Genomic DNA, 21,873 nt, shown 5'->3' with positions numbered 1-21,873 from the left:
CCAGCAGGGCATGGCGGTGATCGTGGCGATGCTGGTGGTGGCGCTGGTGGCGGTGATCGCCACAGCGCTGCTGACCCGTCAGGCGGCGCAGCTGCGTGCGGTACGCAGCGATCAGCTGCGCATGCAGGTGCGCATGGCGGTGGACGCCACGCTGGAGCGCGCGGCGCAGCAGTTGCGTGACGACGCGCGCGAGCAGTTGACTACCGTGGGCAGCGGACGTTGGGCGCGCCCGCTGCAGCTGCAGGTGCCACTGCCGGTGCATCTGCAGCTGGTGGACGCGCAGTCGAAGTTCAACCTGCGCACGCTGCTGGCCGACGGCCAACCTGCAGCGGAGGCACTGCGTGCGTTCACCACCCTGTGTGCCGGGCAGGGGCTGCCTCGCGCCGCCTGTGCCAGCGCCGCAACACAGATCCAGTCGCGCCTGCGCGATGGCGAGCGACAGGCGCGTGCGCCGTTGCCGCGCGAGTCGCTGATCGAACAGGTGCTGGCCGGCGCCGATCCGCTGGCGGTACAGGCATTGGAACGGCGCACGGTGGTGCTGCCTGCGCAGACCCTGGTCAACGCCAATACAAGTGATATCGCCGTGCTGCAGGCGATTGCACCCGGGGTGGATGCCGGGCGCCTGCAGGCGCTGCTGGGCGAGCGCGATCGTGGCCACTGGTTGCTCAATCGCGGTGACATCGCCAACCGGCTGCAGCTGAGCAACGAACAGATGGCGTTGATGCCGCTGGGTATCCATAGCGAATGGTTCCTGGCGGTAGGCCAGGTAGAGGCCGACGGCGCATCGGTGGATTTCCGCGCATTGATCTGGCGCGAGTACCGCGACGACAGCGTGCGTGTGCAACGGATATGGACAAGGATCGGTGCATGAGCACGCAACTGAGAATGCGCCTGCCGGCGCTGGAACGATTGGATAGGGACAGCGCGGTCGAATGGGCGCAGCTGCACAAGGAACGTGTGCTGGCAACGGGCAGTGACCGCCTGTCGACGCTGGGTCAGCGCTTTCCACAGGCGATGGTGCACGCGAGCTTGGACCCGCAGGACCTGATCCTGTTGGAGCTGCAGCTGCCGCCGCTGTCCGGGCGACGCCTGCAGGCGGCCCTGCAGGGCGAAGTGGAAGCGATGCTGCTGGATGATCTGCAGGAAGTAGCGCTGGGCCATGGCTCGCAGGCCACTGATGGCATGGTGGCGGTGGCATGGCTTGGCCTGCAGGCGATCGCGCGCCTACAGCAGCAGATGCAGGACTGTGGGCTGCAGTTGCAGGCGCTGCATCCGACGCCCTTGCTGCTGCCTTGGTCGGTTGGGCAGGCCACCTTGCAGCTGTGTGGCGAGCATGTACTGGTTCGCTTCGGCCGTGATCGTGGCTTCGTGCAGTGGTGCAGCGGGCGCGACCTGGGCTCGGTGATGCATTCGCTGGCCGTGCGCTTGCAGCAGGCCGGGGTGCAGGCGGTGCAGTGGATCGATGCCGTACCGGCTGCCTGGGCCGAGCGCCTGCCAGCCAGCGTGCTGGCGCAGGCACTGCAGTCCAGCGGTCCGCTGCCTGGCTGGTCGCTGCCGTTGCCGGCCATGGGTGCAGGCGCGCCGCGGCTGGCCATCGGTCTTGCGTTGGCGGCGGCGGTGCTGGCTGCGCTGGGTCTGCAACTGCAGGTATCGCGCTGGCATGGCGAGGCTGAAGCCTTGCGGCAGGACATGGCGCAGGGCTTCAGCACGCACTTCCCGGAGATCCACGATGTGGTCGATCCGGTGCTGCAGGCACGGCGGGCGCTGGCGGTGCCGGCAGCGCCACGGGCACTTCCTGCCGTGCAGCAGCAGGTTGCCAGCGTGCTGCAGGCCATACCTGAGTTGGCGGGCCAGGTTCGAAGCCTGCGCTATCAGCCGGGCCAGCTGGAGATGGAGCTGGATGCCGACGCGCAGGCGTTGGCCGAGGACGCGCAGCGGCTGGAGCGCTGGCAGCAGGCGACGCAGGCACAGGGGCTGCAGCTTGCGCGCGAAGCCGGTGGCCGGTTGCGGATCAGCAGCGGGGCTGCGCCGTGACCGCAGCCGGGTTGCGCCCAGCGGATTCCCTGCGTGGACTGCAGCACCGTTGGCAGCGGCTGGCGGCGCGCGAACGCGCGATGCTGCTGTTGATGGCTGCCGCGATAGTGGCGGCCGCACTGTGGCTGGGCTGGCTGCAGCCGCTGCTGAAACAGCGCAGCCATTGGCAGGCTGAACTGCCACGGCTGCAGGCGCAGTCGGCGGCACTTGCACCGCTGCTGCGTGCCCGTGAACAACAGCGGCAGGCACACGGCCAGCGGCCGACGCTTGCCGGGCTGCGCCAACAGATCACCGCTGCGGGCCTGGCCGACAGCCTGCATATCGAACCGCGTGACGGGCGCTGGCACCTGCGGGTGCAGAGCGTGCCCGCCGATGCGCTCTGGAACTGGCTGCTGCCCTTGCTGGCCGACCCGGCCATCGAACTGCAGCAACTGCAACTGCAACGCACAGGGGACGCGAACATGCCGGCGGCACGGATTTCCGGAAACATCGTGATGGCCGCCAATGGCGGTGGCCATCCATGAAGTCGATGCGCAGCCTGGGCTGCAGCGCGGCACTGGCACTGGTGGTGGGCCTGGCCCATCTTCCGGCGGCGGTGCAGGCGCAGGACGCCAGTGGCGAACCGGTGCAGCTGAACCTGGTGGACACCGATATCGGTGGGGTGCTGCGCATGGCGGCACGCTTCACCGGCCGCCAGTTCCTGGTCGATCCACGGGTGACCGGCAAGATGACCGTGGTCTCCGATGGGCCGGTCAGCCGTGTGCAGGCTTATCAGCTGCTGCTGGGTGCCTTGCGCATGCGCGGGTTTGCGGTGGTTGAAAGTGGAGGCGTCAGCCGGGTGGTGCCGCAGGCCGACGCCAAGCTGCTGGGCGGTCGTGTGGGTGCCGGCGGTGCGGGAGGCGAGATAGCCACGCGCACGTTTGCCCTGCGCTACGAAAGCGCAGCAGCACTGGTGGCGGTGCTGCGGCCGATGATCACCGCGGACAATCCGATCACCGCGAACCCGGGCAACAACACGCTGGTCATCACCGACTACGCCGACAACCTGGAGCGCATCGCGCGGGTGATCGCCAGCGTGGATACGCCGGCCGGCATGGACACCGACGTGGTCAAGCTGCAGCAGGGCATTGCCGTGGACGTGGCGGCGATGGTCGCACCGTTGCTGGATGCGCAGGGCGCGGAGCCGGCGCAGAAGGTGGTGGTGATGGCCGACCCGCGCAGCAACAGCGTGCTGCTGCGCTCCAGCAGCCCGGGCCGCACGCGCCTTGCGCGGCAGCTGGTGGAGAAGCTGGACAAGGCCCAGGACGAGTCCGGCAACCTGCATGTGGTGTACCTGCGCAATGCCCAGGCCACCCAGCTGGCCGGGGTGCTGCGTGGTGTTGTGGCAGGGCAGAGCGACGCGCCGGCGATGGGCAGCAGCGACGGCATCACCGCATTGCCGGGCGAGGCCAGTCGCAGCGCCAGCACGCCGGCGCAACCTGCGCAGGGCAAGAGCAAGGGCAATGCGCTGGAATCGCCGCGGCTTGACCCGGGCCGTCGTGATCCAATCGATGCCGGCAGCAGCGGTTTCAGCCACAACGGCATCTCGGTGCAGGCTGACATCGCCACCAATACCCTGCTGATCTCCGCGCCGGAGCCGGTGTACCGCAACCTGCGGCGGGTGATCGACCAGCTCGACCAGCGGAGGGCGCAGGTGCTGGTGGAGAGCCTGATCGTGGAGGTCAACCAGACCGATGCCGCTGAACTGGGCGTTCAATGGATGCTGGGCAACGGCCGCACGTTCGGTGGAACCCATTTCGGTGGTACCACCGGTGGCAGCGGCATCAGCACTACCGCGCGCACCACGCTGGATGTACTGCCGAAGGACGGCCTCAACATCGGCGTGATCGACGGCACCATCAACCTGCCGGGCGTCGGCCAGATCCTCAACATGAAGGCCTTGGCCAACGCCCTGCAGAGCAAAGGCGGCGCCAACATCCTCTCCACGCCGAACCTGATGACCCTGGACAACGAGGCGGCCAGCATCATGGTCGGGCAGACCGTGCCCTTCGTCAGTGGCCGTTATGTGACCGACGGTGGCGGTGGCAGCAACAATCCGTTCCAGACCATCGAACGCGAGGACGTGGGCCTGAAGCTGCGGGTGCGCCCGCAGATTTCCGAGGGCGGCACGGTGAAGCTGGACATCTACCAGGAAGTCAGCAGCATCGATGCGCAGAGCTCGGGCAGCGCCGGCATCATCACCAACAAGCGGGCGCTGGATACCAGCGTTCTGCTCGATGACGGCCAGATCATGGTGCTGGGCGGCCTGCTGGAAGACAGCGTCAGCCATGGCCGCGATGCCGTACCGGGGCTGGGGAAGATCCCTGTGCTGGGCGCGCTGTTCCGCAGCGACACGCGCAAGCGGGCCAAGACCAACTTGATGGTGTTCCTGCGCCCGCACGTGGTGCGCGACCCGGCCGCCGGACAACGCTTGACCCGCGACCGCTACGACTACATGCGCAATGCACAGGCCGCTGCGCAGCCCGTGCAGAGCTGGGCGCTGCCAGCACTGTCGGCACCGCAGCTGCCGCCGCAGAACCTGTCCGTGCTTGGCCAGGGCAATGCGCGGGACGGACAGGGCCAGCCGTTGCAGAACGGCAGCCTTGCGGCGTTGTACCCGGCCAGCGAGGGCAATGTGCAGGTGGTGCAGTTCGCGCAGGGGCTGGATGCGGCGCGTGCGACCCAGGCCGTGGCACAGGTGCGTGCGCTTGGCCTGCAGGCCTATGCCGAGACCACGCCGGGTGAAACGGGACAGCGCCTGCGGGTGCGGGTGGCGCGCGACCCGGCCACGCTCGACCCGGCGCTGCAGCAGCTGCGCGGGCTGGGCTACACCCCGGAACTGGTCATCGGGCCATGAGCATGCCCGTGCCGTTGCCACTGCTGCCGTATGCCTGGGTGCGAAGCCACGGGGTGATGCTGGCCGAAGCAGGGGGCGCGCCGGTACTGCTGGGGACCACTGAGACCGCCGCCTGGGCGGTGGCCGAGCTGCGCCGCCGGCACGGGCCGCTGCCGTTCCAGATACTGGAAGGGGCAGCCTGGCAGCAGCGCCTGGGCGAGCAGTATCGTGACGGTGGCGACGCTGCTGCGGTGGTCGGCGCGGCCGAAAGCGAAGTCGATCTCGACCGGCTGATGCAGGACATGCCCGAGGTGACCGATCTGCTGGATGCGCAGGACGATGCGCCGGTGATCCGCATGATCAACGCGCTGCTGGCACAGGCCGCGCGCGATGGCGCCAGCGACCTGCACATCGAACCCTTCGAAACCCATTCGGTGGTGCGCTACCGCGTCGATGGCACCCTGCGTGACATGGTGCAGCCACGGCGTGCGCTGCATGCGGCGCTGGTCTCGCGCATCAAGATCATGGCCCACCTGGATATCGCCGAGAAGCGCCTGCCGCAGGACGGGCGCATCGCCATCCGCGTGGGGGGCAGACCGCTGGACATCCGTGTGTCCACGGTGCCGACCGGACATGGCGAGCGCGCAGTGCTGCGCCTGCTGGAAAAGGACGCCGGGCGACTGCAGCTGCAGCGGTTGGGCATGGCCGACGATACGCTGGCCACCTTCACCGGGTTGATCCGCCAGCCGCATGGCATCGTGCTGGTGACCGGGCCGACCGGCAGTGGCAAGACCACCTCGCTGTATGCGGCACTGGGGCAGCTCGACAGCAGCACCAGCAACATCCTCACCGTGGAGGACCCGGTGGAGTACGACTTCGCCGGCATCGGCCAGATCCAGGTCAACGCGCGCATCGGCATGAGCTTCGGCACGGCATTGCGCGCGATCCTGCGCCAGGATCCGGACACCATCATGATCGGTGAGATCCGTGACCTGGAAACGGCGCAGATCGCGGTGCAGTCGTCGTTGACCGGTCACGGCGTGCTGGCATCGCTGCATACCAACGATGCGATCTCGGCGGTGACCCGACTGGCCGACATGGGCGTGGAGCCGTTCCTGCTGGCCTCATCGCTGCGTGGCGTGCTGGCGCAGCGGCTGGTGCGCAGGCTGTGCCTGCAGTGTCGGCGTGCCGAACTCGATGCAGAGGGGCGCACCGTGTGGCGGGCCGTAGGCTGCTCGGCCTGCGCGAACAGCGGCTACCGTGGGCGCACCGGCATCCATGAACTGTTCATGGTGGATGAGCGCGTGCGCGCGTTGATCCATGAAGGGCAGGGCGAACCCGCGCTGCGCGAGGCGGCGCGGCGTGCCGGCATGCGCACCCTGCGCCAGGACGGGCAGCGCTGGGTCGACAGCGGGGTGACCACGCTGGAGGAGATCCTGCGTGTGACCGGCGACGACTGAGGCGCGCATGGCACTGTTCGATTACCAGGCCGCCAATGCACAGGGGCGCATCGAGAAGGGACAGCTGGACGCCGATACCGCGCGCGGTGTGCGCCAGCAACTGCGTGGGCGTGGGCTGACACCGGTACAGGTATCAGCCGCACGCACTGCCGGCAGCGGCTGGGGCGCGCGCAGACTGTCGGCCAGCGAACTGGCCTGGGGCACACGGCAACTGGCCAGCCTGCTGGCCGCCAGCCTGCCGCTGGAAAGCGCATTGAGCGCGGTGATCGAACAGGCCGAACGCCCGCACGTTGCGCAGGCGCTCACCGCAGTGCGTGCCGATGTGCGCGCGGGCCAGCGGTTGACCGTGGCGTTGGCGGCGCGGCCGCGCGACTTTCCCGCGATCTATCGTGCCCTGGTGGGTGCCGGCGAGGATTCCGGCGATCTGGCGCGGGTGATGGAACGCCTGGCCGACTACATCGAAGAGCGCAACGCGCTGCAGGCGAAGGTGCTGACGGCGTTCATCTACCCGGCGGCGATCAGCCTGGTGTCGGTGGCGATCGTGATCTTCCTGCTCAGCTACGTGGTGCCGCAGGTAGTGACCGCGTTCGTGCAGGCACGGCAGACGCTGCCGATGCTGACCCAGGTGATGCTGGCGGCCAGTGCTTTCGTACGCGCGTGGGGCGTATGGACGGGGATAGGCATCGGCGCACTCGTGGTCGGCTGGCGGCTGGCACTGCGGCGGCCGGATCTGCGCCTGCGCTGGGACAGCCTGCTGTTGCGCGTCCCGATGGTGGGTCGTTTCGTGCTGGGCGTGAACAGTGCTCGCTTTGCATCGACACTGGCAATCCTGCTGGATGCCGGTGTGCCCCTGCTGCGTGCACTGGACGCCGCACGACAGACACTGGGCAACGCGCTGCTGGCGCGCTGTGCCGATGATGTGGCCGCACGCGTGCGCGAAGGTACGTCGCTTGGCGCTGCGCTGAAGGTGCAGAAGGTGTATCCGCCGATCCTGGTGCACCTGGTGGCCAGTGGCGAGAAGACCGGTTCTTTGGCACCGTTGCTCGACCGCGCTGCACAGACCATCTCGCGCGAGATCGAACGCCGCGCGATGGCACTCACGGCATTGCTGGAGCCCACGATGATCCTGGTGATGGGCGGGGTGGTGCTGACCATCGTGCTGGCCGTGCTGATGCCGATCATGGAAATGAACCAGCTGGTGCAATGACGTGCATACACGCGTGGCGTGGATCCAACGACGTCCGGATTCTCCACACAATCCTCCACACCTTTTTCAGATCTTCCACAGGTTTCTTAAGCGGCCTGTCATCGGCAACGACCAGCATGACCCTGTCGCCGCAGAGTGGGCTGGGAGGCCCTCGGCGGCAGCAGGCGTGTAGTGACCGTTCCTCCCTTGGTGTTTCACCTTCGCAGTAAACCCTTCAGGAGAAGATCATGAACAAGTACAAGACCCTGGCCGCGCTGGTTGCTACCGCGCTGCTCGCCACTGCCGGTGCCGCTTCGGCCCAGACCGTTACCGGTGGCGGCGCCTCGCTGCCGGCCGAGCTCTACAAGGGTCAGGCTGACAGCATCCTGCCGAGCAACTTCAGCTACGCCGTGACCGGCTCGGGCACCGGCAAGAAGGCCTTCCTGCAGAATGATTCTCAGCTGTTTTCGACCACCGGCACCGTGCACTTTGCCGGTAGCGATTCGGTGCTGAGCTCGACCGAACTGAGCACCTACACCGCCACCTACAACCAGGCCAGCAATGCCAACCGCTATGGCAACCTGATCCAGGTGCCGTCGGTGGCTACCTCGGTGACCATTCCGTTCAACAAGGCCGGTTCGGCGGTTGACCTGAGCGTGGCGCAGATCTGCGGCGTGTTCTCCGGTGCGATCACTGACTGGTCGACCATCGATGCCAACCGCAGTGGCCCGATCCAGGTGGTCTACCGTCCGGAAAGCAGCGGCACCAGCGAAATGTTCACCCGCTTCCTGACCGCCGCCTGTGCGCCGGAAGTTGCCGCCACCTCGAACCTGGTCGATGGCAAGTTCGCCATCAAGTCGACCTTCGCCGATCTGTACAAGCGTGATGCCAACAACAACCTGCCGGCCTTCCTGGTGGCCGCGCCGGCCACCGGCGGCACCGCGCTGTACAACGCCGTGTACGCGCAGGCCGGCCGCATCGGCTATGTCGGTCCGGACGTGATCCCGAGCCTGACCGATGCCACCAAGGTTGCCAAGGTCAAGGGCTTCTCGCCGGACCAGGTGAGCGTGCAGGCCACCCTGGAAACCGTCGCTCCGCCGACCGGCACTGCTGCCGAAAATCCGGCCAACTGGGTGCCGGTGTTCGGCAATCCGTCGGCTGGCTATCCGATCGCCGGCTACACCAACCTGGTCATCGGCCAGTGCTACAAGGATTCGACCGTCGCCAACAGCCTGCGTGGCTTCCTGATGCGCCACTACGCCACTGACTACACCGCCACCCCGGCGCTGGTGGCCCATGCCAAGGCGATCACCGACCACGGTTTCATCCCGCTGACCAAGGTGTGGCGCGACGCGATCCGCAACCGCTTCGTGCTCGCCGGCAACGCCGCTGGCCTGAACAACCCGAGCACCTGCGCCGGCATCGGCCGTCCGCTGTAATCGCGTCCGGTAGTTGAAATCTGCGTTACCCGACGCCGGCCCTTTGGGCCGGCGTCTCCGTTTCCGGCGGCGGTACGGGCCAGTGCAGTGCATTGCTGTCGGCTTCATGTCACGTGAACCGTCTATCAGTGGCAGGGCATGCGTTGCGCGTGCCTCCCGATCGCTGCCGCAGTTGCGGCCCACCAGGTTGATGAGGTTCCGATGTCGCTCCCGCACACGTCCGCTGTTCATTCGGCTGCGCCGATGCGCCGCAACCACCCGATGGCCTGGGCCATCGCGGTGGCGTTGGGAACCCTGGCTGCCCCCGCCAGCCACGCGCAACAGGCGTTCAGTCCGGGTTGGTTCGCCGACCGCGGCGCGGCGCAGGGCGCGGCCGCACAGAGCGGTCGCATGCCCAATGGCGTGCCCATCCAGTTCCAGTTGCCCGCGCAGCAGCAGGACGCCGCGCGGCAGAAGCTGCAGCAGTCGATCGACAACCTTGGTACCGCGGCGCAGGCGATCGCTCTGCAGCAACGCATGCAGGAACAGGCCCGGCAGTCGCGTCGCGAGGCCGGCTTCGTGGTGGCCGATGGGTTGGGCAAGGATGGACTGAAGGTCGATGAGAACCCCCTGACGCGCGGCTGGGTGAATGCGCGCGAGGCGATCCAGTCGCAGGGCAGCGATGGCCGCGTACAGGTCAGCATCGAGCAGACCGCTGACCAGGCGATCCTGAACTGGGAATCCTTCAACATCGGTGGCAACACCATCCTCAACTTCCTGCAGAACCCCGACTGGGCGGTGCTGAACCGGGTGAATGATCCGGACGCGCGGCCCAGCCAGATCCTTGGCCAGCTGAAGGCCAACGGCACGGTGTTCGTGGCCAACCGCAACGGCGTGGTGTTCGGCAACAACAGCCAGGTCAACGTCCGCAATCTGGTTGCTGCTGCAGCACGCATCAGCGACGCGCAGTTCCGTGACAACGGCCTGTACAGTGCCGACGCGAACACCTCGGCCCTCACCGATGCCGTGGGCAAGGTCATGGTTGAACGGGGCGCGCGCATCACCACGCATGAACCTACCAGCGCAACGCGTGGCGGCGGCTATGTGCTGCTGGCCGGCCACAGTGTGGAGAACGCGGGCCAGATCGAGACGCGCAAAGGCCAGGCCCAGATGGCGGCCGGCGACAGCTTCGTGATCCGTCGCGGCGTGGGTACGGCGGCCAATACCGCTTCGACCACACGCGGCAACGAGATCGCGCCGCGCCTGCTCACCGACAGTAGCGCCGGCAGCGTCCGCAACACCGGCCTGCTGCTGGCCCGCGAGGGCGACATCACCCTGGCCGGGCGCAGCGTCGAGCAGGCCGGTGTGGCCGTGGCCAGCACCACGCTGGGCCAGCGCGGCACCGTGCACCTGCTGGCCTCGGCCAGTGACGCCCGGGCCAGGGTCACCCTGGCCGAAGGCTCGACCACGGCGGTGCTGATCGAAGACGATGGCAAGGCCAGCGCACTGGATACCCAGCGCGATGCACTGCTGAAGGAGTCGGCCGAACAGGATGCGCTTCGTGCAGCGTCGCGGACGACGACCTTCGACAATCTGTCCCTGCACAGCGATCGACGCGACCAGTCGCGGGTGGAGATCGTTTCCGGGGGCGACATCCATTTCCAGGGCAACTCGCTGACGGTGGCCACCGGCGGCCAGGTGATTGCCGATGCCGGTCGTCGCAGCCACCTGGACAACGCCGCGCGTGTGGATGTCTCCGGCGCGGTGGGTGTAAAGGTGGCGATGGAAAGCAACAACGTACAGGTCAAGGTGCAGGGCAATGAACTGCGCGATTCGCCCGACAACCGCGACAGCGGCAAGCTGACCAGCAGCGAAGTCTGGATCGACCGTCGGCAGCTGATCCACGTGCCGGCCGGCACTGGCGGCTACGAGGGCGATCGCTGGTATGCCGCCGGCGGGTTGCTGGAAGTGGGCGGCTATCTGGACAACCAGGGCCACTCGATCAGCGAATGGGCGGCGCAGGGCGGCACGGTACTGCTGGGCGGCAGCGAGGTGGTCACCGGCGCAGGCTCGCGGATCAATCTGGCGGGCGGCAGCCTGGACGTGCAGAGCGGGGCGATACAGCAGAGTTGGTTGCGCGGTGTCGACGGGCAGGTATACCGGCTGGACGACGCGCCGGCGGAGATGCTGTTCGATGGTCTGTACAAGGGCTACGAGGTAAAGCAGGAGCGCTGGGGTGTCACCGAGGCGTTCCGCAACCCCATCGTTTTCGCTGCGCAGCGGACTGACAACGGCTACACCGTCGGCCGCGATGCCGGGCGCCTTGTAGTGTCCGCGCCGACCGCAGTGCTGGACGGCCAGGTGGAGACCACCACCTTCCAGGGCGCGCAGCAGGGGCGACGGCCCGATGCTGCGTTGGAAGGCTATGCGCAGGCGCAGACGGCGGTGGCGCGGAACGCCGGGCTGTATCTGGGGCGCTATGACGGCCTGGGCCGCAATGGCGCGTTCGATACAGATGTGCGCGTGCAGGGCGGTACAGCGATCCCCGGCCTGACGCTGCAGTCGCCGATCGGCAGCGAGCGGCGCGACACCGTGTGGCTTGATGCCGGGCTGCTCAACGCGCAGCAGTGGGGTGCCATCGACCTGGCTACTGCCGGCCGCGCCTCCGTCGATGCGCCGCTGACGCTGCAGGCTGGCGGCGCACTCAACCTGATCGGCAGCACCGTCAACCTGGCCGCTGACATCCACATCGTGGGTGGCCGGCTGCACGCGGGCAATCTGCTGGATGTGCTGGGCCGGCCGACGGCGCTGCTGCGCAACGGCCGCGCCGACGTTGCCATTGCCGACGGTACCCGGATTGATCTGGCCGGTGGCTGGAGCAATTCGGCGCGTGGCATCGGGCTGGACAGCGGCGCGGCGTGGACCGAGGGTGGCAGCCTGCGCCTGCAGAGCAGCCATGACGTGACGGTGGGCCGACAGGTGGCTGTCGATGTCGACGCCGGTGCTGCGCTGGACATGCAAGGGAAAGGCCGCATCGGCAAGGGCGGGAGCGTAAACCTGCAGGCCAACACTGCCGAGGTGGCGACAGATGGCAGTGGTCGCGTGCGATTGGGCGAAAGCAGCTATTTCAGCGGCCGTGGCGAGGGCGGTGGCACGTTCGCGCTGGGCACCGGCGGCAAGGTTGCGGTCGGCACAGCCCTGCAGGACGCGAGCGCACTGCAGCTGGACACGGCGCTGTTCGGCAGTGGCTTCGCGCAGTACGACATCAACGCCCATCAGGGCCTGGATATCGCCGACGGCACCGAGCTGGTCGTGCAGACGCCGGGTCTGCGCCTGGCCGAAGACGCGCGCACGGCGCAGGATCGGACGAGTGCGCTGCAGGCATGGTCGGCGCCGTTGTACGCGGCTGATCCGCAGAACGGGCGCATCCGCCAGCGCAGCGGCGCCAGCATCACCCTGCGTTCGGACCGCAACAGCGTGGGCGGTGACCTGCGCGTGGGACGCGACGCGCGTATCGCCGTGGATCCAGGCCAGGCGATCTCGCTGCTGGGCGCGGGCAACATCGACGTGGAGGGCACGCTGCAGGCACGCGGCGGCCGCATCAGCATCGACGATGTGCGCCCGGACACGGCGCTGTACGCCAGCCAGCGCAGCGAGCGTACCTGGCGGATCGGTGACCTGGCGGTACTGGACGCCAGCGCCGATTCGGTTTCGATGGTCGATGCTGCTGGCCGGCTGCGCGGCCAGGTGCGGACGGGCGGGCGCATCGAGATCGGTGGCGCGCTCGACTGGGAGACGTCGGCCTTCGTCGACAACCGGCCGCCGGAAGCCTTCGTCGTAGTCGAACGCGGTGCACGCCTTGACGCGCGCGGTGCCTCGGCCGAGCTGGATATTGATGGACAGGGCCGTACCCGGGTCGACAGCGACGGCGGCCAGATAGTGCTGCGTTCGGCCAATGCGCTGTACCTGCAAGGGGCGATGGATGCGGCGGCCGGTGGCAGTGGGGCGCGTGGTGGCACGCTGGGCCTCGCCTTTGGCGGCAGCGTGCATGCACGCGGAGCAACCGAGGAGGTGCTGCGCGAACGGGCGATCACGCTCAGCCAGCAGACCGCGGCCGAGACGTCGTTGCCAGCGCGGCTGGACTATGGGCATGCCACACTGTCGGTGCAGCAGATCCAGGCCGGCGGATTCGACAATCTCTCGGTCTTCGGCGACCTCCGCACGCTCGGCAATGTCGACCTGCGTATGGCCGAGTCCCTGCGCATCTATGGGCAGGGGCAGTCCAGTCTGGGCGTGGCCGCAGGCGCAAGCGCAAGCGCAAGCACGCCCAGCGCGATCTCGCTGTCGGCACCGTATGTGCGCCTGGCGCAGGCGCGCTGGAAGCAGTTGTCGGGCGAGAGCCTGCAGTTCACCCAGGGTGCGGTGTCAGCGACTGCGGGCGATCATGCGCTGGCGGTCAATGGCGATCTCATCGATCTTCGCGATGTCACCTGGCTGCCCAGTTTCGACCATCTCTCGTTGAACAGCCGCAGCGATGTGCGCCTTCTTTCCAGCATCGCCAGCAACGCGGCGGTCAGTTCGCTGCTGGCACCGGGCTCGATCGACCTGACCGCGGCGCGCCTGTATCCGACGTCCGGGGCGGTGGGCCGGGTGGTGGCGGGTGCATCGGCGCAGACCGTGGACACCGTCGACTACTGGGCGAACCCGGATGCGGTGCTGCGCATCCAGGGTAACGGCACGGCAGCGGGTGTCCCCGCATCGGCGTTCGGCTCGCTGCGACTGGTGGCCGCTACCGTGCAGCAGGGCGGTGTGGTGTGGGCGCCGATGGGAACCCTGCAGCTGGGTGGTCTGGCCATGGGCGGTACGGCCGGCGGCCGGGTGGAACTGCTGCCCGGCAGCATCACCTCCACCAGCGGTGCCGGCCTGGCGCTGCCCTATGGCGGTACCGCCGATGGGGTCAACTGGCGCATCGGCAGCCGCAGCGTGGATTCCTTGACCGCCGGTGGCATCACCTCGATGGGCGTCACCCTCAAAGCCAACCAGGTGAACGTGAGCCCGGGCGCGCTGCTGGACATGTCCGGTGGCGGCGACCTGACCGGCGCAGCATTCATCTCCGGTCGGGGTGGTTCGGTGGACGTGCTGCGCACCGCGTTGGCCGATGCCAACCCCCGCTACGCGTTCAGTGCCTCGGGCAACCCGGTGTATGCCATCGTGCCCGGCTATACGGGCGCATTCGCGCCCACCAGCACCGACGGCTTCGCCGCGCCCGGCATCGGTCAGCAGGTCACCGTGCCGGCGGGTGTTCCCGGGTTGCCGGCGGGCACCTACACGCTGCTGCCGGCCAACTTCGCGCTGCAGCCCGGTGCGTTCCGTGTCGAGCTTGGCGCGACCGGTGCGTCCGGCGTTTCGCAGCCGCTGCCGACCGGCACCGGCACCTGGCGCGTGTCCGGCCACCAGCGTGGCGGTCTGGGCGGTGTGCAATCGCCGCTGCTGACCGACCTGCTGCTGACACCGGCGGCGGTGGTGCGGCGGCATTCGGGTTACAACGAAACCAGCTACAACGCCTTCGTGCAGGCAACGGCCGACCGCCGCGGCGAATCGCGCGGCTGGCAGACCATCGATGCGCTGGGCCTGACCCTGGCGCTGGGTGAGGGCGCCGGACGCCAGAGTGCGGCGGCAATCGACTTCGCCGGTACCGCGCGGTTTGCCGCGGCCAGTGACAAGGGGCGGGGCGGCACCCTGGTGGCTTCGATGGCCAATCCGGCCATCGGCACGCTGGAGGTCATCGCTGCCGACGGCGTTGCGCAAACGCGCGACCGAGGCGTGACCTTTAGCGACCAGGCCCTCAATGCATTCCAGCCGGCGCGCATGGTGATCGGTGGTCAGATCAACCAGGTGGCGTCGCAGGTGACGGTGAACGGCCAGGCCCGCAGCGTGGCGATCCGTTCCGGGGCCACGTTGCAGGCACCGGAAATCCTGGTGGCGGCCGCCGCCGGTGGCGCCGGCATTCTGGTCGAAGCCGGGGCGACCGTGAACACCTTGCCGTACGCACGCGCCGGTGGCGACGCCGTCGACACGCTGCCCTACCAGGTCACGGGCGGCCTGCTGGCGGTGTCCAACCAGCGCCTGAACCTGATCACCGGCACCACCGGCGTTGCCGCCGGCCCGGTGGCGATCGATATCGGCGGCTGCCAGGACGCGTGCGAGGGACAAGCGCGGCTGGTGTCCGACGGCAGCATCGCCGTCGCCACCGATGGCACCCTGCAACTGCGCGATTCGGCCAGCTACGGCACGCGCCAGCTGGGCGTCAGCATGGCTGCATTGAACCTCGGCAGCGCCGAAGCCATCGCACAGGCGGCGGCAGCGGGTGCACTGCCCGCCGGCATGACCATGAACCAGACGGTGCTGCAGCAGCTGCTGCGTGGCAACGCGGCTACCGGCGCACCCGCGCTGGACACGCTGAGCCTGGTGGCGCGTGATTCGGTGAATGTGTTCGGCAGCGTCGACCTGGATGCGCGCGACAGCGCCACCGGCGTTGGCAGCCTGCGCACCCTGGTGCTGGGCGCGCAGGCGATCCACGGCTATGGCAACGCCAGCGACCGTGCGCGCATCCTGGTGGATACGCTGGTGTGGGATGGTGCGCTGGCGGCCACGCAGGCCACGGGCAGCAACGCGGCCGTGCCGCCGGCAGAGCCGATGGTGGATCGCCTGGGCGATGGCCAGCTGGATATCGTCACGCGCACCCTGACGCTGGGGCGTGCGCCGTACAGCAGGCCCAGCTCCGAGGTCGCGGCCAACCGTCAGGTACTTGGCTTCAGCGCGTTGAACCTCGGGGCGTCGGAACAGATGGTGTTCTCGGCGAAGGGAACGCTGGATGCGTACCAGCAGCGCGGCGAGTACCTGGCCGACAAGGGCTGGCAGTACAGCGGTGGCAGCGTGGTCATCAGCACGCCCCTGCTGACCGCAGACCCGGGCGCGCAGCTCGCCCTGCGCACCGGCGGCAGTTTCGCCCTGCACGGGGGCAACGGCAGGGCTGGCGGTGATGCGCTGGGCAGTGAGCTCAGCATCGACGCTGATCGCATCCTGCTGGACAGCACGATCGCGCTGGCCTCCGGCCGCCTGTCGGCCAGTGCGCGCCAGGGCATCGGCGTGGGTGCGCATGCGGCGCTGGATCTGGCGGGTCGCAAGGTCAGCCTGTTCGACGTGGACAAATACAGCTGGGGCGGTGATGTGCTGCTGTCCAGCGACAGTGGCGCGGTGACCACCGATGCCGCCTCGCGCATCGATGTGTCGGCGCGCAACAACCGCGGTGGGCGATTGACGGTCAATGCCCTGGCCGGTCGCGCGGACCTGGCCGGGCGTGTGGACGGCGCGGCCAGCGGCCGCTACGACGCCGGTGGCACCGTGGTGCCCTACGACGCGGGCGAACTGGTGGTGCGTGCACGCCAGCTGCAGGATTTCGCAGGGTTGAACCAGCGGCTGAACAGCAGCGGCGTGACCGGCGCGCGCACCTTCCAGATCGGCGAGGGGGATCTGCAGATCGGCGACGAGGTGAAGGCGCGACGGGTCGACATCAGCGTGGACAAGGGCAGCCTGACCGTGGCCGGGCGCATCGACGCCAGCGGCGAGCAGGTCGGCAGCATCCGCCTGTACGCCCGCGACGCGCTGCAGGTGAACGGCACGCTCGACGCGCATGGCAGTGGCCTGCGCGTGGACAGCTACGGCAAGATCATCGACAGCCCCAACCGGGCGACGGTCGAACTGGGCAGCGCCGCAGGCCAGGTCAGCATCGGCGCCGGCGCCGCCATCGACCTGCGTGCGGGCAGCGGCGTCGCCGTGGGCAGCCAGCCCGGGCAGAACGACGGCGCTGCGCGAGGCACGCTGAAGATCGACGTGCCGCGGATCGGTACTGATGATGCGGCCATTGCCGTTGCCAACGGTATGCGCATCACCGGTGCGGCCGACATCCAGGTCAACGGCGTGCGCCGCTATGACGATGCTCCGCTGGCCTCCAGCGTGGATGTACACGGCAACCGGCCGCAGGTGGTCACCCAGCAGTGGCTGGACCAGATCGTCGATCCGGACAACCGCACGTGGATGGACGGGGCGCTGGCCAATGCCGATCTGCAGCAGCGCACCGCAGCGCTGGGCAGCCACCGCCTGCGTCCGGGTGTGCAGGTGGTGGCGCACCGTAGTGCGGACAACCCCGGCGGCGACCTGACAGTTTCCGGCGACATCGACCTGTCCGGTTATCGCTACGGTCCCGACGCCGACCGTCTCGACGCGGCGCGGCGCGGGTTTGGCGAATCGGCCTCGCTGGTGCTTCGGGCCGAAGGCAACATCAACATCCATGGCAGCATCAACGATGGCTTCGCACCACCGCCCGCCAACCCGGATGAAGCAGGCTGGGAACTGATCGAGGGTCGCAGCAGCGGCGGCGCCAACACACCGTTCGGTGGCGGCTTGGTGGTGCCGGTGGATGGCGTGCAGCTGCAGCCGGGTACCGAATTCCCGGCGGGCACCACGCTGAACTATGCGGTGCCGGTGGAATCGACCGTGCTGCCCGCCGGTACCGTGCTGCCCGCAGCGATGACACTGGCCGACAGCCTGCGACTGCCTGCCGGCACCGTGCTCGGTGCGGCGGTTACCACCCGTGATGGGCAGACCTTCGCCGCGGGCACCCTGCTTGACCAGCCGTTGCAGCTGGAGGCAGGCGCGCGCTTGGGCGGCGGCTTCCGTCTGCGCAGCAGCGTGCAGATGGCCGCACAGGAGTGGCCGGCCGGTGCCGTGCTGCCGATCGCGTTGCGGCTGGCACGCGCGGTAGACCTGAAAGTGGGCGCATACATTCCCTCCATGACCAAGGTGGAGCTGGCCGGCGATGCACCGGTGAAGCTGCGACCTGCCGATGCCAATGGCAACCAGGGCCGCAACTGGGCGCTGGCGCCGATGCTGGCGGAAGGCACGACGTCGTGGGACCTGACCGCCGTGGCCGGCGCGGACAGCGACGCTGCCGATCCGCGCACGCGTCGCTGGGGCAGTGACGGCAGCGTGGTGCTGGCCGATACCCATCAGGGATCGGTGGGCACGGTGAAGACCGAGATCATTTTCGTGGGCGACCGCGTGCTGACCGAGCAGGCCTCGCTGGACTGGATGGGCGATACCTCCTATGCCGGTCGACCGATCGCCGAACTGGCCGATATCTTCGGCTACACCGAAGAGGAGTTCTGTGCGCTGGCAGACGGCTACTGCGGCCCCGCACCGCGCCAGGTGGCCGCACAGGGCTCGCTGGATTTCTGGGGCGATGAATCCTACGTCGGCACATCGGCCAAGGACTTCGCGGCGATCTTCGGCATGACCGAAGACGAGTTCTGCGGCTCGGCGCCCACCTATTGCTTCGGCGGAGGCACGCAGACCGAGGTGACCACCTATGGCCAGCGCCCCGGCACACCCGCGTGGAGCGTGCTGCGCACCGGCAAGGGCGACCTGGAACTGCTGGCGGCAGGCGACGTGGTGATGAAATCCGGATTCGGCGTCTACACCGCCGGCACACCCACCTCGCTTGGCAACGGGCGTGATGCGGCCTTCAATTCGCCGCGTGCGCCGGCGCCCTGGAACAGCGCTCTGCTCGGCAAGGACGTGGTGCCCGGCAGCTACGACGCTGCACTGGCGGGCTACCAGGCGTGGTATCCCGACCATGGTGGCAACCTGCGCGTGGAGGCCGGGCGGGACATCGTCGGCGATGTGTGGACCGCGCGCGCCGAATCGGGCAGCAGCGACCGCGACATGGCACTGCATGGCAGTGCCGCCGTGGGCAACTGGCTCTGGCGGCAGGGTACCGGCAGCACCACCGGGGTGACGCCGGTGCCGACCAGCTGGTGGGTCAACTTCGGTACCTACACCAACGTCTCGGCCACCGCAGACAGCACGCCGCGGATGGTGGGTTTCACCGGTTTCGGTACGCTCGGTGGCGGCAATCTCACGCTCGATGCCGGCCGCAACGCCGGTGTGCGCGAGGCGATGGGCGATGCCTTGGGGTTCATGACCGCGCCGCACTCGGGTGCGATCGTTGCCGCAGTCGGCTCGACCGGCCGGGTCAGCGATGGCCAGCTGCACCTGACCGGCGGCGGCGATCTGCGCCTGCGCACCGGCGGTGTGCTGAATCCGCAGCTGACCGCCACGTTCTCCAGCCTCAACACGGCCAGGGCCGCGCAGGACCTTGACCTCAACGGCACCTTCAGCAACCTGCGGGGCAGCCTGCTGCTGGAGGCCGGCCGCATCGGTGGCATGGGCGTGACGCTGGAGAACTACGGCACGCTCGGCCGCCAGCGTGCGGCCGACCTGTTCGCCGCCGACAGTGCACGCGCGATGGGCGGTCCGGTGCTGGTGCTGGGCGATGCCACGGCATCGCTGCAGGCGCGCGGGGATGTGGTGCTGGGCGGTGTTGGCGATGCCGGCCGGGTAGCGGTGGCCAACTACAGCGGTGTGACCCAGGACAACGGCAGCCGCGCCGCAGGCACCACCTGGTTCTCGCTGTGGACCGCATCCACCGCCGTGGACCTGTTCAGCGCCGGAGGCGATCTTTCGCCGGGCGTGTCCGGCCCCCTGAATCTCAGCGGCAGCAACCTCGCGCCTGAGCAGGTGCAGCTGCAGGCCGGCGGGCGCGATCTGCTGCAGTACTGGCTCTATCCTTCGCGGTTCAGCGCGGTTGCCGCGCAGGGCAACATCACCTTCGACCGCTTGAGCATGCAGGACAACACCCAGGACGTACTGCTGCTGGCACCCTCGGCCAGTGGCCGCCTGGATGTACTGGCCGGCGGCGGCATCTTCGCCCAGCCGGGTGCTACCCAGATCGCACGTTCGGCCGCGGATACACGCGTGCCGGGGCCGTTCGATCCGGCCTTCATGGCCCAGGTGGGCGATGGCAGCGGCAGCCTTACGCGGCCGCACCACAACCTGTCGGTGGATGGCCATTCGGCGACGCCGGAGGCGGCATTGCCGCTGTTCGCGTTCGGTCCCAATACACCGTTGTCGAATCTGCCGGGTGCGCTATCGCCCAGCCGCTTCTATGCCGTGGGCGGCGACATCATCGGCCTGAAATCGGGCGCGCAGCGTACCTTGGAGCGCTCCGGCAGCCAGCGCACGCAGTTTGCTCTGTTCGAGGCGGCCGGTGCGGTGCAGATGCGCGCCGGGCGCGACATCCTGGGTGTTTCGCTGACCGCCCTGAACAGTACGGCCACCGATATTTCGGTGGTGGAGGCAGGGCGCGACATAGTGCACCTGGATGCCGTGGTGGCCGGTCCCGGCAATCTGGAGGTCAGTGCAGGTCGTCAGCTGCGGCAGGAGGACGTAGGCAGCATCGTGACGCTGGGCGGCATCGTGCAGGGCGATACCCGCCCCGGGGCGAGTGTCGGCCTGACCGCCGGCAACCAGCAGATCGACTTCGCCGCGCTGCGTGCGCGCTATCTCGACCCGGCCAGCCTGGCCGACCCGGCACAGTCGCTGGCATCGCAGCCTGGCAAGGCGGTGAAGATCTACGACAAGGAACTGAAGCAGTGGCTGCAGCAGCGCTTCGGCACCGCTGCCGAAGGTACGGATGCACTGGCCGCGTTCGATGCGCTGCCGAAGGAGCAGCAGCGCATCTTCCTGCGCCAGGTCTACTACGCTGAACTGCGCGAAGGAGGGCGTGAGTACACCAACGCAGAAGGGCCGCGTTTCGGTTCCTACCTGCGCGGGCGCGAAGCGATCGCCACGCTGATGCCGGACAAGGACGCCAATGGCGCAACCATCAACCGTACTGGCGATATCGTGATGTACGGCGGTTCCGGTGTGCGCACCGAAGCGGGTGGCAACATCGAGCTGATGGCGCCGGGCGGGCAGATCGTGGTGGGCGTGCAGGGCGTGGTGCCTCCGGCCAGCGCGGGCCTGGTCACCCAGGGCCAGGGCGACATCCGTCTGTTCAGCCAGGACAGCGTGCTGCTGGGCCTGTCGCGGGTGATGACCACCTTTGGTGGCGACATCCTGGCGTGGTCCGAGCAGGGCGACATCAACGCCGGCCGTGGCTCGCAGACCACGCTGCTGTACACCCCGCCGCGTCGCGTCTACGACACCTGGGGCAACGTGATCCTGTCGCCACAGGCACCGGCAAGCGGCGCGGGCATTGCAACGCTGAACCCGATCGCCGAAGTGGCGCCGGGCGATGTCGACCTGATCGCGCCGCTGGGCACCATCGACGCGGGCGAGGCAGGTATCCGCGTGTCGGGCAACATCAACCTGGCCGCATTGCAGGTGCTCAACGCCGCCAACATCCAGGTGCAGGGCGACAGCAAGGGCCTGCCGGTATTGGCCTCGGTGAACGTCAACGCGCTGGCGTCGGCCAGCGCTGCGGCCAACAGCGCCAGCCAGGCCGCACAGGACGTGATGCGCAAGAGCCAGGACGATGCGCGGCGCAACCAGCCGTCGGTGATCAGCGTGCAGATTCTCGGCTTCGGCAGTGCCAGCAGCAGCATCGACCCGCCAGCACGCGGAAACACGGCAGCGGCCACGGGCTACGACGTCAACAGCGCCTTCCAGTTCCCGCAGGCACGTGCGGAAGCAGGCAAGCAGCCGACCCAGTAGATCCACGCCATGCGTGGATGAGGAGCGGTGCGGACCAAGGTCCGCACCGACCACGCGCAGAACAGAGGATCGGGCCAGCTGCCAGGGAGCGGTGGCGGCCCCAGCCAGGACGGCACGGAGGGCAGGGAGCAGCCATCAGCGGTGAGGACCACCGACACGGCGTCGCCGGGCGCGGGACAGCGCCCGGCGACCGGGGCAGTAGATCCACGCCATGCGTGGATGCAGTTCAGTAGATCCACGCCATGCGTGGATGCAGTTCAGTAGATCCACGCCATGCGTGGATGC

The 21,873-nt window shown here is 68.5% G+C and carries 8 protein-coding genes; all 8 read left to right on the top strand.

Annotated features, from left to right (window positions below):
- Positions 1–10 precede the first annotated feature (10 nt).
- The 8 genes from gspK to CR919_RS02175 all read left to right on the top strand — a co-directional run bounded on the left by gspK (position 11) and on the right by CR919_RS02175 (position 21,588).
- Complete coding sequence (gene gspK, locus CR919_RS02210) at positions 11–871, top strand: type II secretion system minor pseudopilin GspK (RefSeq protein WP_099818649.1); 861 nt, start codon at positions 11–13, stop codon at positions 869–871.
- Positions 868–2,034 carry a type II secretion system protein GspL gene (gspL, locus tag CR919_RS02205; protein ID WP_099818648.1) on the top strand — a complete coding sequence of 389 codons (1,167 nt, stop codon included), beginning with the start codon at positions 868–870 and terminating at the stop codon, positions 2,032–2,034. Before gspK ends, gspL begins: the two co-directional genes overlap by 4 nt.
- Positions 2,031–2,558 carry a type II secretion system protein GspM gene (gspM, locus tag CR919_RS02200; protein ID WP_099818646.1) on the top strand — a complete coding sequence of 176 codons (528 nt, stop codon included), beginning with the start codon at positions 2,031–2,033 and terminating at the stop codon, positions 2,556–2,558. Before gspL ends, gspM begins: the two co-directional genes overlap by 4 nt.
- On the top strand, positions 2,555–4,930 hold the full coding sequence (gene gspD, locus CR919_RS02195) for a type II secretion system secretin GspD (RefSeq protein ID WP_099818645.1): 2,376 nt from the start codon (positions 2,555–2,557) through the stop codon (positions 4,928–4,930). The genes gspM and gspD overlap by 4 nt, the downstream gene beginning before the upstream one ends.
- Before the next feature lie 2 nt (positions 4,931–4,932).
- Positions 4,933–6,369, top strand: coding sequence for a type II secretion system ATPase GspE (gene gspE / locus CR919_RS02190; protein WP_099818644.1), 1,437 nt, complete (start codon positions 4,933–4,935; stop codon positions 6,367–6,369).
- A 7-nt stretch (positions 6,370–6,376) separates the two neighbouring features.
- Positions 6,377–7,576, top strand: a complete 1,200-nt coding sequence (gene gspF / locus CR919_RS02185; protein WP_099818642.1) for a type II secretion system inner membrane protein GspF — start codon at positions 6,377–6,379, stop codon at positions 7,574–7,576.
- 227 nt (positions 7,577–7,803) lie between these two features.
- Positions 7,804–8,994 carry a substrate-binding domain-containing protein gene (locus CR919_RS02180; RefSeq protein ID WP_099818641.1) on the top strand — a complete coding sequence of 397 codons (1,191 nt, stop codon included), beginning with the start codon at positions 7,804–7,806 and terminating at the stop codon, positions 8,992–8,994.
- A gap of 201 nt (positions 8,995–9,195) precedes the next feature.
- Positions 9,196–21,588 (top strand): filamentous haemagglutinin family protein, encoded by a 12,393-nt coding sequence (locus CR919_RS02175; protein ID WP_099818640.1) that lies wholly within the window; start codon positions 9,196–9,198, stop codon positions 21,586–21,588.
- Positions 21,589–21,873: the final 285 nt, after the last annotated feature.

Source organism: Stenotrophomonas sp. LMG 10879, from assembly GCF_002750935.1.
In the GTDB taxonomy this organism is placed as follows: domain Bacteria; phylum Pseudomonadota; class Gammaproteobacteria; order Xanthomonadales; family Xanthomonadaceae; genus Stenotrophomonas; species Stenotrophomonas lactitubi_B.
This window is presented reverse-complemented; position numbering and strand designations above follow the sequence as displayed.

Coding starts and splice junctions, on each gene's coding strand:
- gspK (WP_099818649.1), top strand. CDS start 11: ATGGCGGTGATCGTGGCGATGCTGGTGGTGGCGCTGGTGGCGGTGATC.
- gspD (WP_099818645.1), top strand. CDS start 2,555: ATGAAGTCGATGCGCAGCCTGGGCTGCAGCGCGGCACTGGCACTGGTG.
- gspL (WP_099818648.1), top strand. CDS start 868: ATGAGCACGCAACTGAGAATGCGCCTGCCGGCGCTGGAACGATTGGAT.
- CR919_RS02175 (WP_099818640.1), top strand. CDS start 9,196: ATGTCGCTCCCGCACACGTCCGCTGTTCATTCGGCTGCGCCGATGCGC.
- CR919_RS02180 (WP_099818641.1), top strand. CDS start 7,804: ATGAACAAGTACAAGACCCTGGCCGCGCTGGTTGCTACCGCGCTGCTC.
- gspF (WP_099818642.1), top strand. CDS start 6,377: ATGGCACTGTTCGATTACCAGGCCGCCAATGCACAGGGGCGCATCGAG.
- gspE (WP_099818644.1), top strand. CDS start 4,933: ATGCCCGTGCCGTTGCCACTGCTGCCGTATGCCTGGGTGCGAAGCCAC.